Origin of the sequence: Halobacillus sp. BAB-2008 (assembly GCF_000328325.1) — a bacterium.
Taxonomy (GTDB): domain Bacteria; phylum Bacillota; class Bacilli; order Bacillales; family Halobacillaceae; genus Halobacillus.
This window is the reverse complement of the sequence record NZ_ANPF01000041.1, coordinates 1-14,856: the sequence shown is the minus strand read 5'-3', so window position 1 is coordinate 14,856 and position 14,856 is coordinate 1. Positions and strand designations below refer to the sequence as shown.

The 14,856-nt window shown below is 48.8% G+C and carries 13 protein-coding genes and 1 pseudogene; 12 read left to right on the top strand and 2 right to left on the bottom strand.

Features of this window, described 5'->3' with window-relative positions:
- Nucleotides 1–96: 96 nt before the first annotated feature.
- From fdhA to D479_RS21295, 5 genes are all read left to right on the top strand, one after another.
- Complete coding sequence (gene fdhA, locus D479_RS09940; RefSeq protein WP_008636474.1) at nt 97–1,308, top strand: formaldehyde dehydrogenase, glutathione-independent; 1,212 nt, start codon at nt 97–99, stop codon at nt 1,306–1,308.
- A gap of 157 nt (nt 1,309–1,465) precedes the next feature.
- Nucleotides 1,466–2,482 carry a C45 family peptidase gene (locus D479_RS09935; RefSeq protein WP_008636473.1) on the top strand — a complete coding sequence of 339 codons (1,017 nt, stop codon included), beginning with the start codon at nt 1,466–1,468 and terminating at the stop codon, nt 2,480–2,482.
- A 6-nt stretch (nt 2,483–2,488) separates the two neighbouring features.
- The gene (locus tag D479_RS09930) at nt 2,489–3,340 is read left to right on the top strand and encodes an alpha/beta hydrolase (RefSeq protein WP_008636471.1); all 852 of its coding nucleotides are present in this window, start codon (nt 2,489–2,491) and stop codon (nt 3,338–3,340) included.
- 62 nt (nt 3,341–3,402) lie between these two features.
- Nucleotides 3,403–3,846: a cell wall hydrolase gene (locus tag D479_RS09925; protein WP_008636470.1), complete on the top strand. Its 444-nt coding sequence runs from the start codon at nt 3,403–3,405 to the stop codon at nt 3,844–3,846.
- Nucleotides 3,847–3,982: 136 nt separating this feature from the next.
- Nucleotides 3,983–5,086 carry a bifunctional histidine phosphatase family protein/GNAT family N-acetyltransferase gene (locus D479_RS21295; RefSeq protein WP_008636469.1) on the top strand — a complete coding sequence of 368 codons (1,104 nt, stop codon included), beginning with the start codon at nt 3,983–3,985 and terminating at the stop codon, nt 5,084–5,086.
- Nucleotides 5,087–5,125: 39 nt separating this feature from the next.
- Here D479_RS21295 and D479_RS20725 read toward each other — a convergent pair whose 3' ends face one another.
- Nucleotides 5,126–5,284 (bottom strand): hypothetical protein, encoded by a 159-nt coding sequence (locus D479_RS20725; RefSeq protein ID WP_193743880.1) that lies wholly within the window; start codon nt 5,282–5,284, stop codon nt 5,126–5,128.
- A 106-nt stretch (nt 5,285–5,390) separates the two neighbouring features.
- Between D479_RS20725 and D479_RS09915 the strand changes: the two genes are divergently transcribed.
- The 5 genes from D479_RS09915 to D479_RS09895 all read left to right on the top strand — a co-directional run bounded on the left by D479_RS09915 (nt 5,391) and on the right by D479_RS09895 (nt 10,390).
- On the top strand, nt 5,391–6,869 hold the full coding sequence (locus D479_RS09915; protein ID WP_008636468.1) for a spore germination protein: 1,479 nt from the start codon (nt 5,391–5,393) through the stop codon (nt 6,867–6,869).
- The gene (locus D479_RS09910; protein ID WP_008636467.1) at nt 6,862–7,965 is read left to right on the top strand and encodes a GerAB/ArcD/ProY family transporter; all 1,104 of its coding nucleotides are present in this window, start codon (nt 6,862–6,864) and stop codon (nt 7,963–7,965) included. Before D479_RS09915 ends, D479_RS09910 begins: the two co-directional genes overlap by 8 nt.
- Nucleotides 7,955–9,067 carry a Ger(x)C family spore germination protein gene (locus tag D479_RS09905; protein WP_193743879.1) on the top strand — a complete coding sequence of 371 codons (1,113 nt, stop codon included), beginning with the start codon at nt 7,955–7,957 and terminating at the stop codon, nt 9,065–9,067. The genes D479_RS09910 and D479_RS09905 overlap by 11 nt, the downstream gene beginning before the upstream one ends.
- A 28-nt stretch (nt 9,068–9,095) precedes the next feature.
- On the top strand, nt 9,096–10,130 hold the full coding sequence (locus tag D479_RS09900) for an NAD(P)/FAD-dependent oxidoreductase (protein ID WP_008636465.1): 1,035 nt from the start codon (nt 9,096–9,098) through the stop codon (nt 10,128–10,130).
- A gap of 80 nt (nt 10,131–10,210) precedes the next feature.
- Nucleotides 10,211–10,390, top strand: coding sequence for a hypothetical protein (locus tag D479_RS09895; protein ID WP_008636463.1), 180 nt, complete (start codon nt 10,211–10,213; stop codon nt 10,388–10,390).
- Nucleotides 10,391–10,396: 6 nt separating this feature from the next.
- Here D479_RS09895 and D479_RS09890 read toward each other — a convergent pair.
- Nucleotides 10,397–11,010, bottom strand: a pseudogene (locus tag D479_RS09890) (cupin domain-containing protein).
- A 485-nt stretch (nt 11,011–11,495) separates the two neighbouring features.
- Here D479_RS09890 and D479_RS09885 point away from each other — a divergent pair.
- The gene (locus tag D479_RS09885) at nt 11,496–12,767 is read left to right on the top strand and encodes a hemolysin family protein (protein WP_008636460.1); all 1,272 of its coding nucleotides are present in this window, start codon (nt 11,496–11,498) and stop codon (nt 12,765–12,767) included.
- 545 nt (nt 12,768–13,312) lie between these two features.
- Nucleotides 13,313–14,785 (top strand): sodium/proline symporter PutP, encoded by a 1,473-nt coding sequence (putP, locus tag D479_RS09880; RefSeq protein WP_008636458.1) that lies wholly within the window; start codon nt 13,313–13,315, stop codon nt 14,783–14,785.
- Nucleotides 14,786–14,856 lie beyond the last annotated feature (71 nt).

The following is a 14,856-nucleotide window of genomic DNA, read 5'->3' as shown; positions in this document are numbered from 1 at the left end:
GGATCGGGGAAAGTACCAGCATGCTGTCTTTTTTTGGTAGGTGGAGCTTGGCGGAGAAGTCAAGGGTGTCATTTAACAAATAAGGGAGGAATCCTAATGGGTGGAAATCGTGCGGTCGCCTATACAGGAAACGGTGGCGTGACGGTAAAGGAAATTGATTTTCCAGAATTGGTATTGCGGGATGGTCCGGGAGTGAATCCAAAGAATGTCGGCAGGAAGTGTGAGCACGGCGTTATATTAAAAGTGGTCTCGACAAATATTTGCGGGAGCGATCAGCATATGGTCCGTGGACGGACGACGGCCCCGGAAGGACTGGTGCTCGGCCATGAAATAACCGGAGAAGTGATGGAAACGGGAAGGGACGTCGAATTTGTGAAGAAAGGGGATCTCGTCTCCGTTCCATTTAATATAGCCTGCGGGCGCTGCCGCAACTGTATCGAAGGGAAAACGCATATTTGTCTGAATGTGAACCCCGATCGGCCGGGGTCGGCCTACGGGTATGTCGATATGGGCGGATGGGTCGGCGGTCAGGCGGAATATGTCATGGTCCCCTATGCAGATTTCCAAGTATTGAAGTTCCCGGATAAAGACGAAGCGATGGAGAAGATGCTGGATTTGACGATGCTCTCTGATATTTTCCCGACCGGTTTTCATGGTGCTTATACGGCCGGGGTACAGATGGGTTCGACGGTTTATATTGCAGGTGCCGGCCCGGTCGGTCTGGCCGCAGCCCATTCTGCCCAGCTTCTCGGGGCATCGACCGTCATTGTCGGGGATTTAATAGAAGAAAGACTGGAGCAGGCGAGAAGTTTCGGCTGCGAAACGATTAATGTTGCCAAGCATGATGATCTATCCGAACAGATTGATCAGATCCTCGGTGCTCCGGAGGTGGATGCCGCTGTCGACTGTGTCGGCTTCGAAGCGCACGGGCATAATCATGAGGAAGCTCCTGCCGCGGTGCTGAATTCGGCGATGAAGGCAGCGAAGGCCGGCGGTGGCCTCGGTATTCCCGGACTCTACGTCACGGAAGACCCGGGCTCCTCTGATGAGGATGCCCGCCGTGGGACGCTGAAGCTTGATTTCGGCCTCGGTTGGGCGAAAGCACAGACCTTCGTTACTGGTCAGACGCCTGTCATGCGCTATCACAGAGGATTGATGATGTCGATTTTGAAAGGGAAGGCGCAGATTGCCAAGGCGGTGAATGCGACCGTGATCGGTCTGGACGAAGCACCTCAAGGATATGAAGCGTTCGATGACGGTGCGGCGAAGAAATTCGTCCTTGATCCACACGGACTCTTGAAGAAATAGAGGGTGGAAAAAGCGTCTCGGGAACGGGGGGCTTTTTTCTGATGGCGGACGTTTCTTCCGACCTGTCCTCATCACGCACGAAGGGACAGGACGGAGGGAGGTCGAAAGGATTACACTAGAAGGGAGGAACCAGTGGTTTCCTTAGAGGAGGAAAGGCATGACTGAATTTTATGTAGATGTTTTACAGGTGCGGAAAGACGCATTTCTAGCCGGGGAAGAGCTGGGGAGATACTGGCGGGACCATCCGATGCTCGACAATATAAAAGCGATGACAAAGGAATCGATTGACATGGAGGAATGTCGAGCCATCTTCCGTCATTTCGATCCGGTCCTCCTTGAAGAGCTTGAGGGCATGGCAGCCGGCGTGGGTATTTCTTATGCGGAAGCGGCCGCCTTGTTCAGCGGATATGACGTCCCGAAAGCGGAGGGCATGGGCTGTTCTTCTTTGTTGACACCTGGCTATTATGTGCGGAATTATGATTTTACTCCCGCTCAATACGAAGGTGTTTTTCTCCTTCAGCAGACGAAAGATGTCCTTGCATCTGCCGGCTATACGCTGCAGCAGTTGGGAAGGCATGACGGCGTCAATGAAGCCGGGGTGGTCATCGGACTGCATTTCGTCAGTCATCACAGCTACAGGAAGGGCGTTGCCCCATGGCTTGCCGTTCGAATGGTGCTGGATCAGTGCCGGAACGCAGAGGAAGCGGTCGATGTATTGAAAGAGGTTCCACATGCTGCCTGTTACAACTTTTCGGTCGGGGACGCCACGGGAGCCCGCGTGATTGTGGAAGCATCTCCTGGCAGGGTAGTCGTTCATCGCTCGGATGATGTCCTTGGCTGTTCGAATCATTTCGATAGTACTCCTTTAATGGATAGAAACCGAAAGAATGTCCACGTTTCACAGAAAAGAAAGCAGGACATGGAACAGCTTGTCCTGCCGGATCAGAAGGCAGCGTTCGATCATTTTCGGAATCCGGATTCTCCCCAATTCTTCCATCATTATAGAGAAATGCTCGGAACGCTGCATACCTTTTCTTACCATTACGAGACAAAAAGAATCCTGACGACGATTGCCCGGTCACACGAAGTGCTGGATGTACAATGGGAGGAATGGGTGCGGGGGACGGATATCGATACGGGGAAGATGAGAGGCAGAATTATAGAAGGGGGCTGAAAGGAAATGTGGAAGAGAGAGGTAGTGGCTACGAAAAGAGGAGCTTTCGAAGTGTTTACGAAAGGAAAAGGAGCGCCTTTATGTGTGACCCATCATTATTCCGAATTCAATGAAACGGGAGATTATTTCGCGGATACGTTCACGGAAACCCATACCGTTCATCTTATTAACCTGCGCGGGGCAGGGGGTTCGGTTGAAGCGGAAGAGCCTTATCAACTCGGCATGCTTGAGACGGTGTTTGATTTGGAAGCGGTCCGGGAAGCGCTGGACTATGAGAAGTGGGCATTTGCCGGCCATTCCATCGGCGGGATGCTTGGTGTCCTTTATGGTATTTTCTTCTCGGAAAAATTGAACGGGGCTGTTATTACAGGCTCTGCAGCCAGAGACTACGCTACGCTTTCTCCGGCGTGTATTTACAACCCCTCCCACCCGCAGTTTGAGAAGATGCAGCAGCTGATCGAAACGTTGAAGCTCGATACGCTGTCGGAAGCGGAACGGAAGGAAAGGACAATGGAACGGACGAAGCTCTCCCTCGTCGATCCGGATGCGTATCCGGCTCTCTTCGATAAACCGATACATAAGCGGATCGCTTCAGAACGGCTGAATTTCTTCAACCGTGAATTCCCTTTATTTGATGTGACGAGGAAGCTCCCCTGGATCACGACGCCCGTTTTAATTCTTTGTGGGAAGTTTGACGTGCAGTGTCCGCTTGAATACTCCGTAGAAATGGAGCAGCTCATTCCGGATGCCTCTCTGATCGTTTTCGAACAAAGCAATCATTATCCATTCCTTGAGGAGCAGGAGAAATTCAAGGCGGAAATCCAACGCTTCACAGAGACGCTTGCCGCCCGTGCCTGATCTTCGGGAAAAACGTGGCATGAATGCCTGCTTCTGTCATAGAATATTCGTGGGGTGAGAATATGCCGAGAGTGAAATATACAGATGCAGATGTCGCTTTGATGGCGAGGATGATGCGGGCCGAGGCGGAAGGGGAAGGGAAGCAGGGCATGCTGTACGTCGGAAACGTCATTGTCAACCGGGCCAAGGCGGACTGCCTTGACTTCCGGGATGTGCGGACGATCCGTCAGGTGATATTCCAAGTGCAGGGCAACAACTACTCTTTCGAAGCGGTCCAAAAAGGGAATCTGTTCTACAACCGTGCCCGTTCCATCGAAAAAAGGTTAGCGAAAAGAAACCTGGATTACTGGCGGGAACATCCGGCGAAGTATGCTCTTTGGTATTTCAATCCGTATGCGCCGTGTCCACCGACGTGGTACGACCAGCCGTTCGCGGGCCAGTTCAAGAACCACTGCTACTATGAGCCGCAGCCGAACACGTGTGACAGTGTTTATATCGGTAACTAGAGGAAGAAACGATTATCCGAGCCCGGGTAATCGTTTTTTTATTGTTGGAGAGTGGGAAGTGGCTTGGAAAAGGAAAAGGACGGTGCAGCATCGAATAATATCTAAGATGTATGTTTGAAAAAAGGGAGGATTTACAGTGGTCACGATATACATAACCAGGCACGGGGAGACCGTGTGGAACAGGGAAAAACGAATGCAGGGATGGCAGAATTCACCCCTGACGGAACAAGGGGAAAAGGATGCCGCATCGCTTGGAGACAGGCTCCGGAGTACCGAATTTGCCGCCGTATATTCCAGTCCGAGTGGACGGGCGCAGCAGACGACCGAGTTGATCCGGGGAGAGCGGGAAATCCCCGTCTATCTGGAGGAAAAGCTGAAGGAAATTCACCTTGGAGAATGGGAAGGACGGACGCAGGAAGAAATCAAAACGGACTTTCCGGAAAGCTTCGACATGTTCTGGAACGCACCACATCGTTATCTTCCTCACGGTGGAGAAACGTTTGAGGCATTCCGATCACGAATTGCCGCCTTCCTGGATTCGCTGGCATATCATTCGAATCAAAACGTGCTGATCGTCGCACATGCAGTCGTCATTAAATGCATGATGCTGATACTGAACGGGAAACCGCTCGCTTCTTTATGGGATCCGCCGTTCATCCATGGGACGAGCGTAACCGTCGTCCGACTGGAAGACGGGCAGTGTGAGGTGCTTCTGGAGGGAGATACCTCTCATATAAATAGAAATGAAGGAAAGGGAAAAGCGATGCAGATTGTTAGAATGAAGGAAAAGCACGACCGGGAGATGGAGCGGATTATTAAGCAGTCCCTGGAATCGTTTGGGTTGGATATCCCCGGCACTGCTTATTATGACCCTGAGCTTCCTCACCTGTCCCATTTTTACGAGAGGACACCGTTTGCTGAGTATTGGGTGGCGCTGGGTGATTCAGGGGAAGTGTTGGGCGGTGTCGGAATCGCACCGTTTGCTGAGGAAGAAGGAGTCTGTGAACTGCAGAAGCTGTATGTGAAGCCGGAGGCGCAGGGGCGGGGGACGGCTAAAGCACTGATGGAGACGGCTCTGGATTATGCGGCCCGCCATTACGAGTACTGTTATTTAGAGACAGTAGAGAAACTGGAGGCTGCCAACCGTCTGTACCGGAAGTTCGGCTTTTCCTTATTGGAAGAGGCGCTGGCCGGTTCCGGACACGGGGCGATGGACAGCTGGTATAAGAAAAAACTTTAAAGATCCGAAGAGGGGGGAGATAGAATTCCCCTCTCTTTTTTATTCGTCCGCGTATGTGTACAGAAGAAGAAAAGGCAGGAGGAAAGTAATAGATATGAATAAGTAAAGCAAAGCAACGGCAATTATATGGAACCCTATAAAAACAGCACTGAAGAAACAAATGATGAGGATGATCGGCACCATATAAGCAAACAACATTTTAGACACTCCCTTCTTGTTTCTTTCCTTACTTTCCCCAGCGGGGAATAAATTCATGCTTTTCCCCGAACAATAATTGGAAGCCTCTCAATTTAAGGAGATACACATGGAAAATAAACGTAACCGAGAAGGGACGACGACTTCCGTTGATGATTTCCTGAGAGAATTGGATCAATCCAAGGACTTTCAAACATATGAAATCAACGGGAAGAATAAAGCGGTTCTGTACTTTTTAAAAACACTGATCGACGAAAAAAAGCTCCAAGAATCTATTTTGCCGTCAATAAAGAAACGTTCTTACAGATCTCTGGAAGATTTAAAGGAAGCAGTCCCTGTCGAAGATCTCACATTGACAGGGGAAGTAAAGGTTATTAAAGAAAAAGTGATGACAGGTCATGTTCTAGTCGTTTGGAAAGGGGGATGGAAGAGCTGTCTTCTTATTCCTGCTCCTTCCACTCAAGCGAGGCCGGTCGGTGTTCCGGAAGTGGAATTTAGTGTGGTAGGTCCCAAAGAAGCTTTTGTGGAATCACTGGATACGAATCTGCACCTTGTTAGAAAGCGGCTGCCGCTTCCGCAATTAAGGATGGAGGAAAAGAAGGTCGGAAAACTGACAAAGACAAGGGTTGCCGTCCTGTACATTGATGGTATAGCAAGTAAAGAAAATGTCCATACAGTTTTACAGCGGTTGGAGGATATTGAGTTTGACGAAATTAACGACAGCTCCTATATCAGTCAAATGTTATCGGACAATTCCAACTCTCCCTTTCCGCAAATATTGGACACAGAACGACCAGATCGTGTCACCGGATCTCTTGCTGAAGGTAAAATAGCAATTCTGGTAGACGGGGCTCCTCACGCGTTGACGTGTCCGACAACTGTAGTTGAATTTTTCTCGGCAAGTGATGATTATCTTTCTCCATGGCCGGTAGCGTCTGCACTGCGGCTAATCCGGCTTTTCGCTGTGTTGTTCTCTATTTTGAGCAGTCCTGTTTATGTAGCTGTGCTGACCTATCATCATGAAATGATCCCGGACGACCTGATCCCGACCATCATCTCCTCCCGGGCAGATATTCCTTTTCCACCGATATTGGAAGTCGTCATTTTGGAACTGGCCATTGAACTTCTCAGGGAGGCGGGGGCCAGACTGCCTACGAAAGTGGGGCAGACCATCGGTATTGTTGGAGGTATTGTCATTGGGACAGCAGCCGTTGATGCAGGGTTGACGAGCAATGTTCTCCTTATTGTAGTCGCCCTATCTGCGCTCGCTTCCTTCACCACCCCTATCTATCAAATCAGCAATACGATTCGCCTGATCCGTTTTCCATTTTTGATAGGGGCACAAATGTGGGGATTAATCGGTATTTCTCTGGTGATGGTGTTCTTCGTCGGTCATTTGATTCGCTTGACGTCCATTGGGCGTCCATTTCTTGCCCCAATCTATCCATTAAGGTTCCGTGATTTAAAGGATGCTTTTATTCGACTGCCGTTTTATAAACAATCAAAACGGCCGGTTCAAACAAGGGCTGAGGATTCTAAAAGATTTAATCAGACAAGGGCGGCGGAAAGGAAGGATATTGATGAGTAAACAGGTATCATCGATTCCTGAAAACCTGTTGATCAGTTCGTCAATGGTTTTCTTCTTAATTCATTCAATGCAGGTGGGTGTTGGAATCCTTGGTTTTGAGAAATATATTGCTTCAGAAGCAGGATATGACGCCTGGATCTCGATCATTATCGGCGGGGCCGGTCTTCATCTTCTCCTTTGGATGATTTATCGTATATTGCATAAAACAGGCGGGGACATTGTCACCGTCCACTCGGAGGCTTTCGGAAAATATGTCGGCGGCTTCTTAAGTATTCTGTTCAGCCTCTACTGTCTGCTGCTGAGCTTCACGGTACTTCGGACCTTTATCGAAGTTGTTCAGACGTGGGTGTTTCCGAAACTTCCTGTATGGCTGTTTGCAGCGGTCTTTCTCCTGATTATCTATTATTACATCGAAGGTGGATTACGGGTCATTACCGGAGCGGCATTTATGGGGGTGTGGATCGGTCTTCCTCTGCTCCTTTTTAAAATCATCCCTATCCGGTACGGAAACGTCGAGAATGTGTATCCCTCCATCGATCATACGTGGGTGGAACTGTTAGCTTCCACAAAGTTTACTCTGCTCAGTTTCCTCGGTATCGGCCTGCTCTTTGTCTATTATCCCTTTATTAAAAAGAAGTCGGAATCCAAGAAATGGGCGCATTTCGGAGTGTTCTACACGACCTTGATTTATTTAGTTACAGCAATCGTCGCTTTCAGCTATTTTAATGAAGAACAGTTGAAACACACTACCTGGGGGACGGTTACGTTGTGGAAAATCATTGATGTCGGTTTCGTGGCCAGGTTTGAATATATCGGCATCGCGCTCTGGGTGTTTGTCGTCATCCCAAATATCTGCCTCGCGCTTTGGGCTGCAAGCAGCATACCAAAGCGGGTATTTTCTGTCAGAGAAAGGCATGTTCTATGGCTTTACTGTACCATCCTCTTAACAGCTGCCATCCTGGTGGATGACCGCGCCTCCATCAATCGGCTCAACACATTTACAGGAGAAATCGGCTTCTGTTTTTTTGTTTATGTTCCTGTTCTTTTTATCTGGACCATGTGCAGGAGGAAAGGTGGTAATGAGCATGAAAGCTAAAAGCGTCTTATACTTTGTGCTCCTGCTTCTTTGTGGATGTGTCCCTCATACGAGTATCGAGGACACTGCGCTTGTGAATGTCGTCGCCTACGATTTCGTCGAGGAAGGCGTAATCAGTGGAACGACCATCATTCCTCAATTCAAGCAGGATGAAGCAGGCGGGGAAGAAGAACTGCTTTTAGGTGCAACCGGTAAAAGTGTGAAAGAAGTCCAAAGGAATATTGAAAATAAATCTCCATTTCCTTTGCGGATGGGAAAAGTGTCCATGATATTCTATGGAAATAGGCTGGCTGAAGAAGGGTTGAATTCCTTTGTGGATGTTCTGCAACGCGATCCCAACATAGGGAGGGATGTTTACGTCGGTATCGTCGATGGAACAGCAGAAGAGCTCATCAAAGGCACCTACAGTGAGACACAAACGACAGGGGAATATATCAAAAGCCTTATTCGGCAGAATACGACGAAGTATATCCCGACCCAAAACCTCCAGAAGTTCCTGTATGCTTACTACTCCGAAGGAATGGATCCTTCCCTCCCCCTGTTCCGCAGGCTCGACGGGAAGATGGAACTGAGTGGTTATGCTCTTTTTAGAGGCGATAAGATGGTGTACTCGATTCCATTCCAAGATGCATTTATCTTGAAGATGCTCAGTCAGAGCTTTAATGACGGTCTGCAGGCAATGGAGTACCAAGGTGCCCGCGTGGTCATGGAGAACATCGGGTCGAAGGTCGATTATGATATCGGTGGTACGTTTGATCAGCCGGAATATACAATTTCTATTGATATAAGAGGAATCATAGGAGAAAACACTTCGTTACAAGAGGGAAATTTTCCAACGAAGAATCTTGAGGAAGCTTTTACATCCTTTTTCGAAGCAAACGGGGAGCGGTTGATAAAGGAGATGCAGGAGCAGAGGGTCGATCCTCTTGGTCTCGGTGAGGTGTGGAAGAACAGAATAGGGAAATTCGATAAAAATGTATGGGACTCCGTTTATCCTTCTATACCGATAAAGGTCCGTGCGAATGTCCGTATTTTTAGAGAATGGATTGACGGGATAGTAGATCTACTCTTGAAAATGATAATCATTTTCAGTTATGATTAAAGAAACAAAAGATAAGGGAGCGGGACATATGCATGATGTAACGATAATCGGCGGAGGGCCGGCGGGGCTTTTTTCTGCCTTCTACAGCGGATTGAGGAATATGAAGACGAAGATCATCGAAAGCCACCCTTACCTTGGAGGGAAGGTTCACGTGTATCCGGAGAAAATGGTGTGGGACGTGGGCGGTCTTCCGCCGCTCCCCGGTCAGCAGCTGATCGACCAGCTGATTGCACAGGGCACGACGTTCGACCCGGACCTTGTTCTCGGGGTGAAGGTGACATCCGTGAAGAAGGTGGATGAGGTGTTCCTTGTTGAGACGGAGGATGGTTCAGAGCATTGGTCGAAGACGGTCATTCTTGCGGTCGGCGGCGGAATTATAGAGCCGAAGAAGTTGGAGATGGAGGGGGCGGAAGCGTTCGAAGTCAGCAATCTTCACTATACCGTTCCGTCGTTACAGCGCTTCAAGGAGAAGCGGGTTCTTATATCCGGCGGCAGCCACTCGTCCATTGACTGGGCGAATGAAATGGCCGGGCTGCATGCGGACGTACACCTTGTTTATCGGAAGGAAGAACTGAAAGGCCATGAAGCAAGCATCGATTTACTCGTAGAACAGGGCGTGCACCTTCATGAACAGTCGTCCATCCATGCGCTTGCGGCTAACGAGAGCGGAGACCGGATCGAATCGGTCGTCCTGGAGCATGTGGATGCCGGTATCACTTCTATTCCTGTGGATGAAGTGGTCGTAAGTCACGGTTTTAACCGGGATGCCTCTCTGCTTGACAGCAGCCCGCTACCGCTCGCACGTGTGGACAATTTCTATGTGAAGGGAAACGCTCAAAGCTCTTCTTCCATACCGGGTTTGTATGCAGCAGGGGACATCCTTCACCATGAAGGCAAGCTGCACTTGATTGCCGGTGCATTCCAGGATGCAGCGAACGCGGTCAATCAGGCGAAACAGCATGTTGCCCCCGATGCCGATCCGCGTGCGATGGTTTCTTCTCACAATGAGCGCTTGGAGGAACATAATAAAAAACTGAAACAAATTAGAATGTCCACAAACTGAGGAGAAAGGCAGGCAGACGGCTGCGTTTTCGTGAAACAAACACGTCCCCTCCTTCGTAGATAGAGAAGGAGGTGGACCGAATGAAGGATGAATCGTTTCATTATTGGATCGGCGGTGCCGCCCTTGGATCCTGGCTGCTTCATTTCGCTGGAAACCTTGATTTCTATGAAATAGAAAAAATCGTCTCCGGCGTGGTGTTTATTTTCATCGCCGTGTTTATTTATATTCTGATTACCTTCTTCTATTACCGGCGGAGGTAGGTGTTTTTAGTACATATAGGGAGGATAATAGTAGACGGGGTGGATATAAGCGGCCTGCTGCGGGTACCTCCATTGTGCACCGGTTCTCCGGATGCAGTTGGAATAAGGACCGATATAGGTGCTCGGCTGGATCGGTGCCGTTACTTCCTTCCATTTCTGTTCGTCCATGCAGTACGTGTGCGCCATGACCTCCGACGGGGTAAATTTCAAGATATCAGAGCCGAGAATCACTTCCGGATTCGGTGCATCGAATATGGCGAGCAGGTGGGTGTCATCGGCCGTTGCGACTTCATAATGCCACCATCCTGAGGGACGTTTGCGACCTGCCCCGGGGTAATAGGGAAATGCAGCAGTTCTTTCGTAAACGGTTGAAGAAGAGAAACAGTGGCTGCCCCGGAAATGCAGTAGACCAGCTCTGCTGCATTTTGATGGTAATGCGGCTCTACGACGTTCCCTTTTGTCAGGAATATATCCAGCAGGGACGAACCTTCCAGCGTATTCAGCTGCTTCTGACCTAAGATGTTGATTTTGTTATGAGCGTCTTTTGTAAACAGAGGACTTGTATTGACATCAAAGAAATAGTCGGCTTCAGAAGAAGTGGGATCCGCGTTTCCTGTCATACCTCTCACCTCATTATCGTTGTTGTAGTAACGTATGAATCCGGAAGAAAAAGGTGCATCACGCCTGTCGCCGCAGCATAGACTATAGCGGGGAAAAGACCCGATTGACGTTCCGCAGTGAATAGGGTATGATAGTCTCACTTACCACAGGTCATACCTGTGGGAACAGGATCGTGTCATCCTCCAAAGGGGAGTAGCTTACAGTGATGTCGACAATACGTGGTCATGGAAATGATCGCCGGCTAAACTGGCAACGTACCGTTGTTTGCGAGACCTTTGCCATTTAAGGTAAAGGTCGGAATCTCATACATGTAGAGACCTTTACCCTGGTTATAAACGGTAAAGGTCTTTTTTGTATTCCAATAAAGCCGTTCCCCGGCGGATCTGTATCAGGGAGGAGAAAGCCTATCGAGGATGGAGAACAGCGTCTTGTGGACAAATGGATCAAGGAAGGATACACATATTATGAATAAAGGGGATAGGTTATGGAAACGTCGATGAAGCTTGCAGCAGTGGCTCTGTTGATTCTATTGACAGCGTTCTTTGTTGCAAGCGAATTTGCGATTGTAAAGGTAAGGAAGAGTAGGTTGGAAGCACGGGCAGACGAAGGGAACAAGCGGGCGAAAGCGGCTCTGAAAGTGGCAGGGAACCTCGACTATTACTTGTCTGCGTGTCAATTGGGAATCACGATCACGGCACTTGGACTGGGGTGGCTCGGCGAACCGACGCTGGAAGTCCTGCTTCATCCGCTGTTCAGCGGCCTTGACTTACCATCTGGTTTATCTCATACGATCAGCTTTGCTATCGCGTTTTTCATTATCACGTTCTTACATGTGGTATTAGGAGAATTAGCGCCGAAAACGATGGCGATCCAAAAGGCAGAATCCATTACACTGATGCTTTCGCCTCCATTGATTATTTACAGTAAAATTATGTACCCGCTGATCTGGCTTTTGAATGGATCAGCTAATATGCTGATCCGTCTGTTCGGATATAAGACTGCGAAAGAGTCGGATGACGTGCATTCGGAAGAAGAACTGCGCCACATCCTGTCTGAAAGCTATGAAAAAGGGGAAATCAACCAGTCGGAATTCCAATATGTCGAGCGCATATTCGACTTCGATGACCGCCTGGCCAAAGAAATCATGGTCCCCCGGACGGACGTCGCCGTTGTGGATGTGGAAGATCCTTTAGAGGAATCCCTCTCCTTCATCAAAGAAGAGAGATACACGAGGTACCCCGTCATTCAGGGGGATAAAGACCATGTGATCGGTGTGCTTCATATTAAAGAGCTCTTTCGTCAAGACGCTGTCGATTCGCTGGAGGGGTTCATCCGTCCGGTGACGAGCGTGTTTGAGAATATACCGATTCGTGAACTGCTTGTGCGGATGCAGCAGGAAAAGACGCAGCTCGTCCTGCTTACAGATGAGTATGGTGGCACGTCGGGAATCGTTACGGTCGAAGATATCATTGAAGAAATCGTAGGAGACATCCGGGATGAATTCGATGAAGAAGAGGAAGAGATCGTCAAGGAAGAAGACGGGAGCTTTCTGATCGATGGGAAAGTGTCGATCGTAGACGTGAACCACTACTTTGAACTGGAGCTAGAGAACGGAGATGTCGACACGATTTCGGGATGGATTCTGAAAAACGATGTCGATGCCGGAGAAGGTACGATTCTTCAGCACGGTCCGCACAGCTTCGAAGTGGCGAGCAAAGAAAACGGGCAGATCAGAAAAGTGAAACTGTCGTTATAATTGAAAAAAGCGTGCTTCCGATAAGGGAAGCACGCTTTTTTACGGGTGTTCTTTTCCTTTTTAAGGATTTTTATTAGTTCTTTAGAATCTTTATATTATCATTATCATCCATTTTGTTCTGTTCAATTATTGATTTATGTAAGAAATATACTTTTATATAAGTCTTTTTAATCTTTTTTGTGTATGTGAATTGCGTTCTAATTAACCAGTTTAAAAGAAAATGGGTGAATGACGGAACTTTTCCCATGAAAGGGCTTTATCAAAGGTGCGGTATGGGATGGAGACGGATGGGGAAGGGGCGGATGGGAATCGTGTCGCTTTCATCCTCTTTTCGTCGAAATGGTGCGGTTTTTGTCAGAATACGCGTTTATGTTATACTACTCCACATGTGTTTTTGAAATAAGGTTGTAAACATCGAGGAGGGTAATTTGTGGAGTTTGATTTAACTCTTGCCACATGGTGTTGGCTGCTTATTCCAATGCCGTTGTTAATTATCATATGCATCATTACATTCTTTACAGAAAAGGGAGAGAAGTGAATCACCAATGGACATAAACATTCAAACCTTAATCGCAATTATTGTATACCTCGTAGGGATGCAGATCGTCGGTTACGTCGCCGCCCGGTTGACGAGCGATCTGTCTGACTACGTGCTTGGGGGAAGAAGACTGACCCCTGGTGTCGCCGCCCTGAGTGCCGGATCCTCGGACATGAGTGGATGGCTGATGCTCGGACTTCCTGGTGCGATGTACCTCACCGGAATGAACTCGATCTGGCTTGCGATCGGTCTTGCTACCGGAGCGTTCATGAACTGGCAGTTCGTTGCCAAGCCGTTCCGTGTCTACACCGAAGTCGCGAAGGATTCCATCACGGTTCCGGATTTCTTTGAGAACCGTTTCCACGATCATACGAAAGTGCTTCGTGTATTATCTGCGATCATCATCTTGATCTTCTTTACTTTCTATACATCTTCCAGTCTCGTAGGAGGTGCGGTGCTGCTTGAGAACTCCTTCGGTATGAACTACCGACTTGCTTTATGGGTAGGTGCCGCTGTTATTCTTTCCTATACGCTGTTCGGCGGGTTCCTTGCCGCGAGCTGGACCGACTTTATCCAGGGAATCTTGATGTTCCTTGCGTTGATTATCATACCGATTGTTGCCATTCAAGAACTCGGCGGCTGGAATGAAACCGTCCAGGCAATTGGAAATATGGATACGTCTTATCTTGACGTCTATTCCGGCGTGACGGTCATCAGTGTCGTGTCGCTGCTTGCCTGGGGACTCGGTTACTTTGGACAGCCACATATCGTCGTACGATTCATGGGAATCCGTTCAACGAAAGACATCCCGAAAGCGCGGATGATTGGTATGGGTTGGATGATCATTTCCCTGTTCGGCGCGATATTTGTCGGTTTTGCCGGTATCGCTTATTTCGCTGATGCACCGCTTGCCAATTCGGAAACGGTCTTCATCATGTTCTCGCAGGTATTGTTTAACCCATGGGTCGCCGGGTTCCTGCTGGCAGCGATTCTGTCTGCCATTATGAGTACGGTCGATTCCCAGCTGCTTGTATCTTCCAGTGCCCTGGCACAGGACTTCTATAAAGCGATCTTCCGTAAAGAAGCGAGCCAGAAAGAAGAGATGATCGTCGGCCGCATTTCCGTTATCGGAATTGCGTTCATCGCTGTCCTGCTTGGATATGACCGCGATAGTAAAGTGCTTGAGCTGGTCAGTTATGCATGGGCAGGTTTCGGTGCTGCATTCGGTCCGTTGATTCTGCTTGCCTTGTTCTGGAAGCGGATGACGCGTAACGGTGCGGTAGCGGGGATTCTCGTCGGTGCCGTCACGGTCATCGTCTGGAGCAGCCTGGAAGGTGGAATCTTCGACCTTTACGAGCTTGCCCCTGGGTTTGTGTTCTCCTTCCTGTCTATTATTATTGTCAGTCTGATCGGCAAAGAGCCGCCTCAATCCGTGCAGGATGAGTACGATCAGTATAAAGAGAAAATGAAACAGGCATAAGCTGTGAGCCCTCTATCCTTGGATAGGGGGCTTTTCGTTTGTTAAAGAAGGTATATCTAGGGGGGGGGRGG

Excerpts from the sequence above, each read along its gene's own strand:
- D479_RS09925 (WP_008636470.1), top strand. The coding sequence starts at position 3,403 with ATGCCGAGAGTGAAATATACAGATGCAGATGTCGCTTTGATGGCGAGG.
- D479_RS09900 (WP_008636465.1), top strand. The coding sequence starts at position 9,096 with ATGCATGATGTAACGATAATCGGCGGAGGGCCGGCGGGGCTTTTTTCT.
- putP (WP_008636458.1), top strand. The coding sequence starts at position 13,313 with ATGGACATAAACATTCAAACCTTAATCGCAATTATTGTATACCTCGTA.
- D479_RS09915 (WP_008636468.1), top strand. The coding sequence starts at position 5,391 with ATGGAAAATAAACGTAACCGAGAAGGGACGACGACTTCCGTTGATGAT.
- D479_RS09885 (WP_008636460.1), top strand. The coding sequence starts at position 11,496 with ATGGAAACGTCGATGAAGCTTGCAGCAGTGGCTCTGTTGATTCTATTG.
- D479_RS20725 (WP_193743880.1), bottom strand. The coding sequence starts at position 5,284 with ATGTTGTTTGCTTATATGGTGCCGATCATCCTCATCATTTGTTTCTTC.
- D479_RS09930 (WP_008636471.1), top strand. The coding sequence starts at position 2,489 with ATGTGGAAGAGAGAGGTAGTGGCTACGAAAAGAGGAGCTTTCGAAGTG.
- fdhA (WP_008636474.1), top strand. The coding sequence starts at position 97 with ATGGGTGGAAATCGTGCGGTCGCCTATACAGGAAACGGTGGCGTGACG.
- D479_RS09905 (WP_193743879.1), top strand. The coding sequence starts at position 7,955 with ATGAAAGCTAAAAGCGTCTTATACTTTGTGCTCCTGCTTCTTTGTGGA.
- D479_RS09935 (WP_008636473.1), top strand. The coding sequence starts at position 1,466 with ATGACTGAATTTTATGTAGATGTTTTACAGGTGCGGAAAGACGCATTT.
- D479_RS09895 (WP_008636463.1), top strand. The coding sequence starts at position 10,211 with ATGAAGGATGAATCGTTTCATTATTGGATCGGCGGTGCCGCCCTTGGA.
- D479_RS09910 (WP_008636467.1), top strand. The coding sequence starts at position 6,862 with ATGAGTAAACAGGTATCATCGATTCCTGAAAACCTGTTGATCAGTTCG.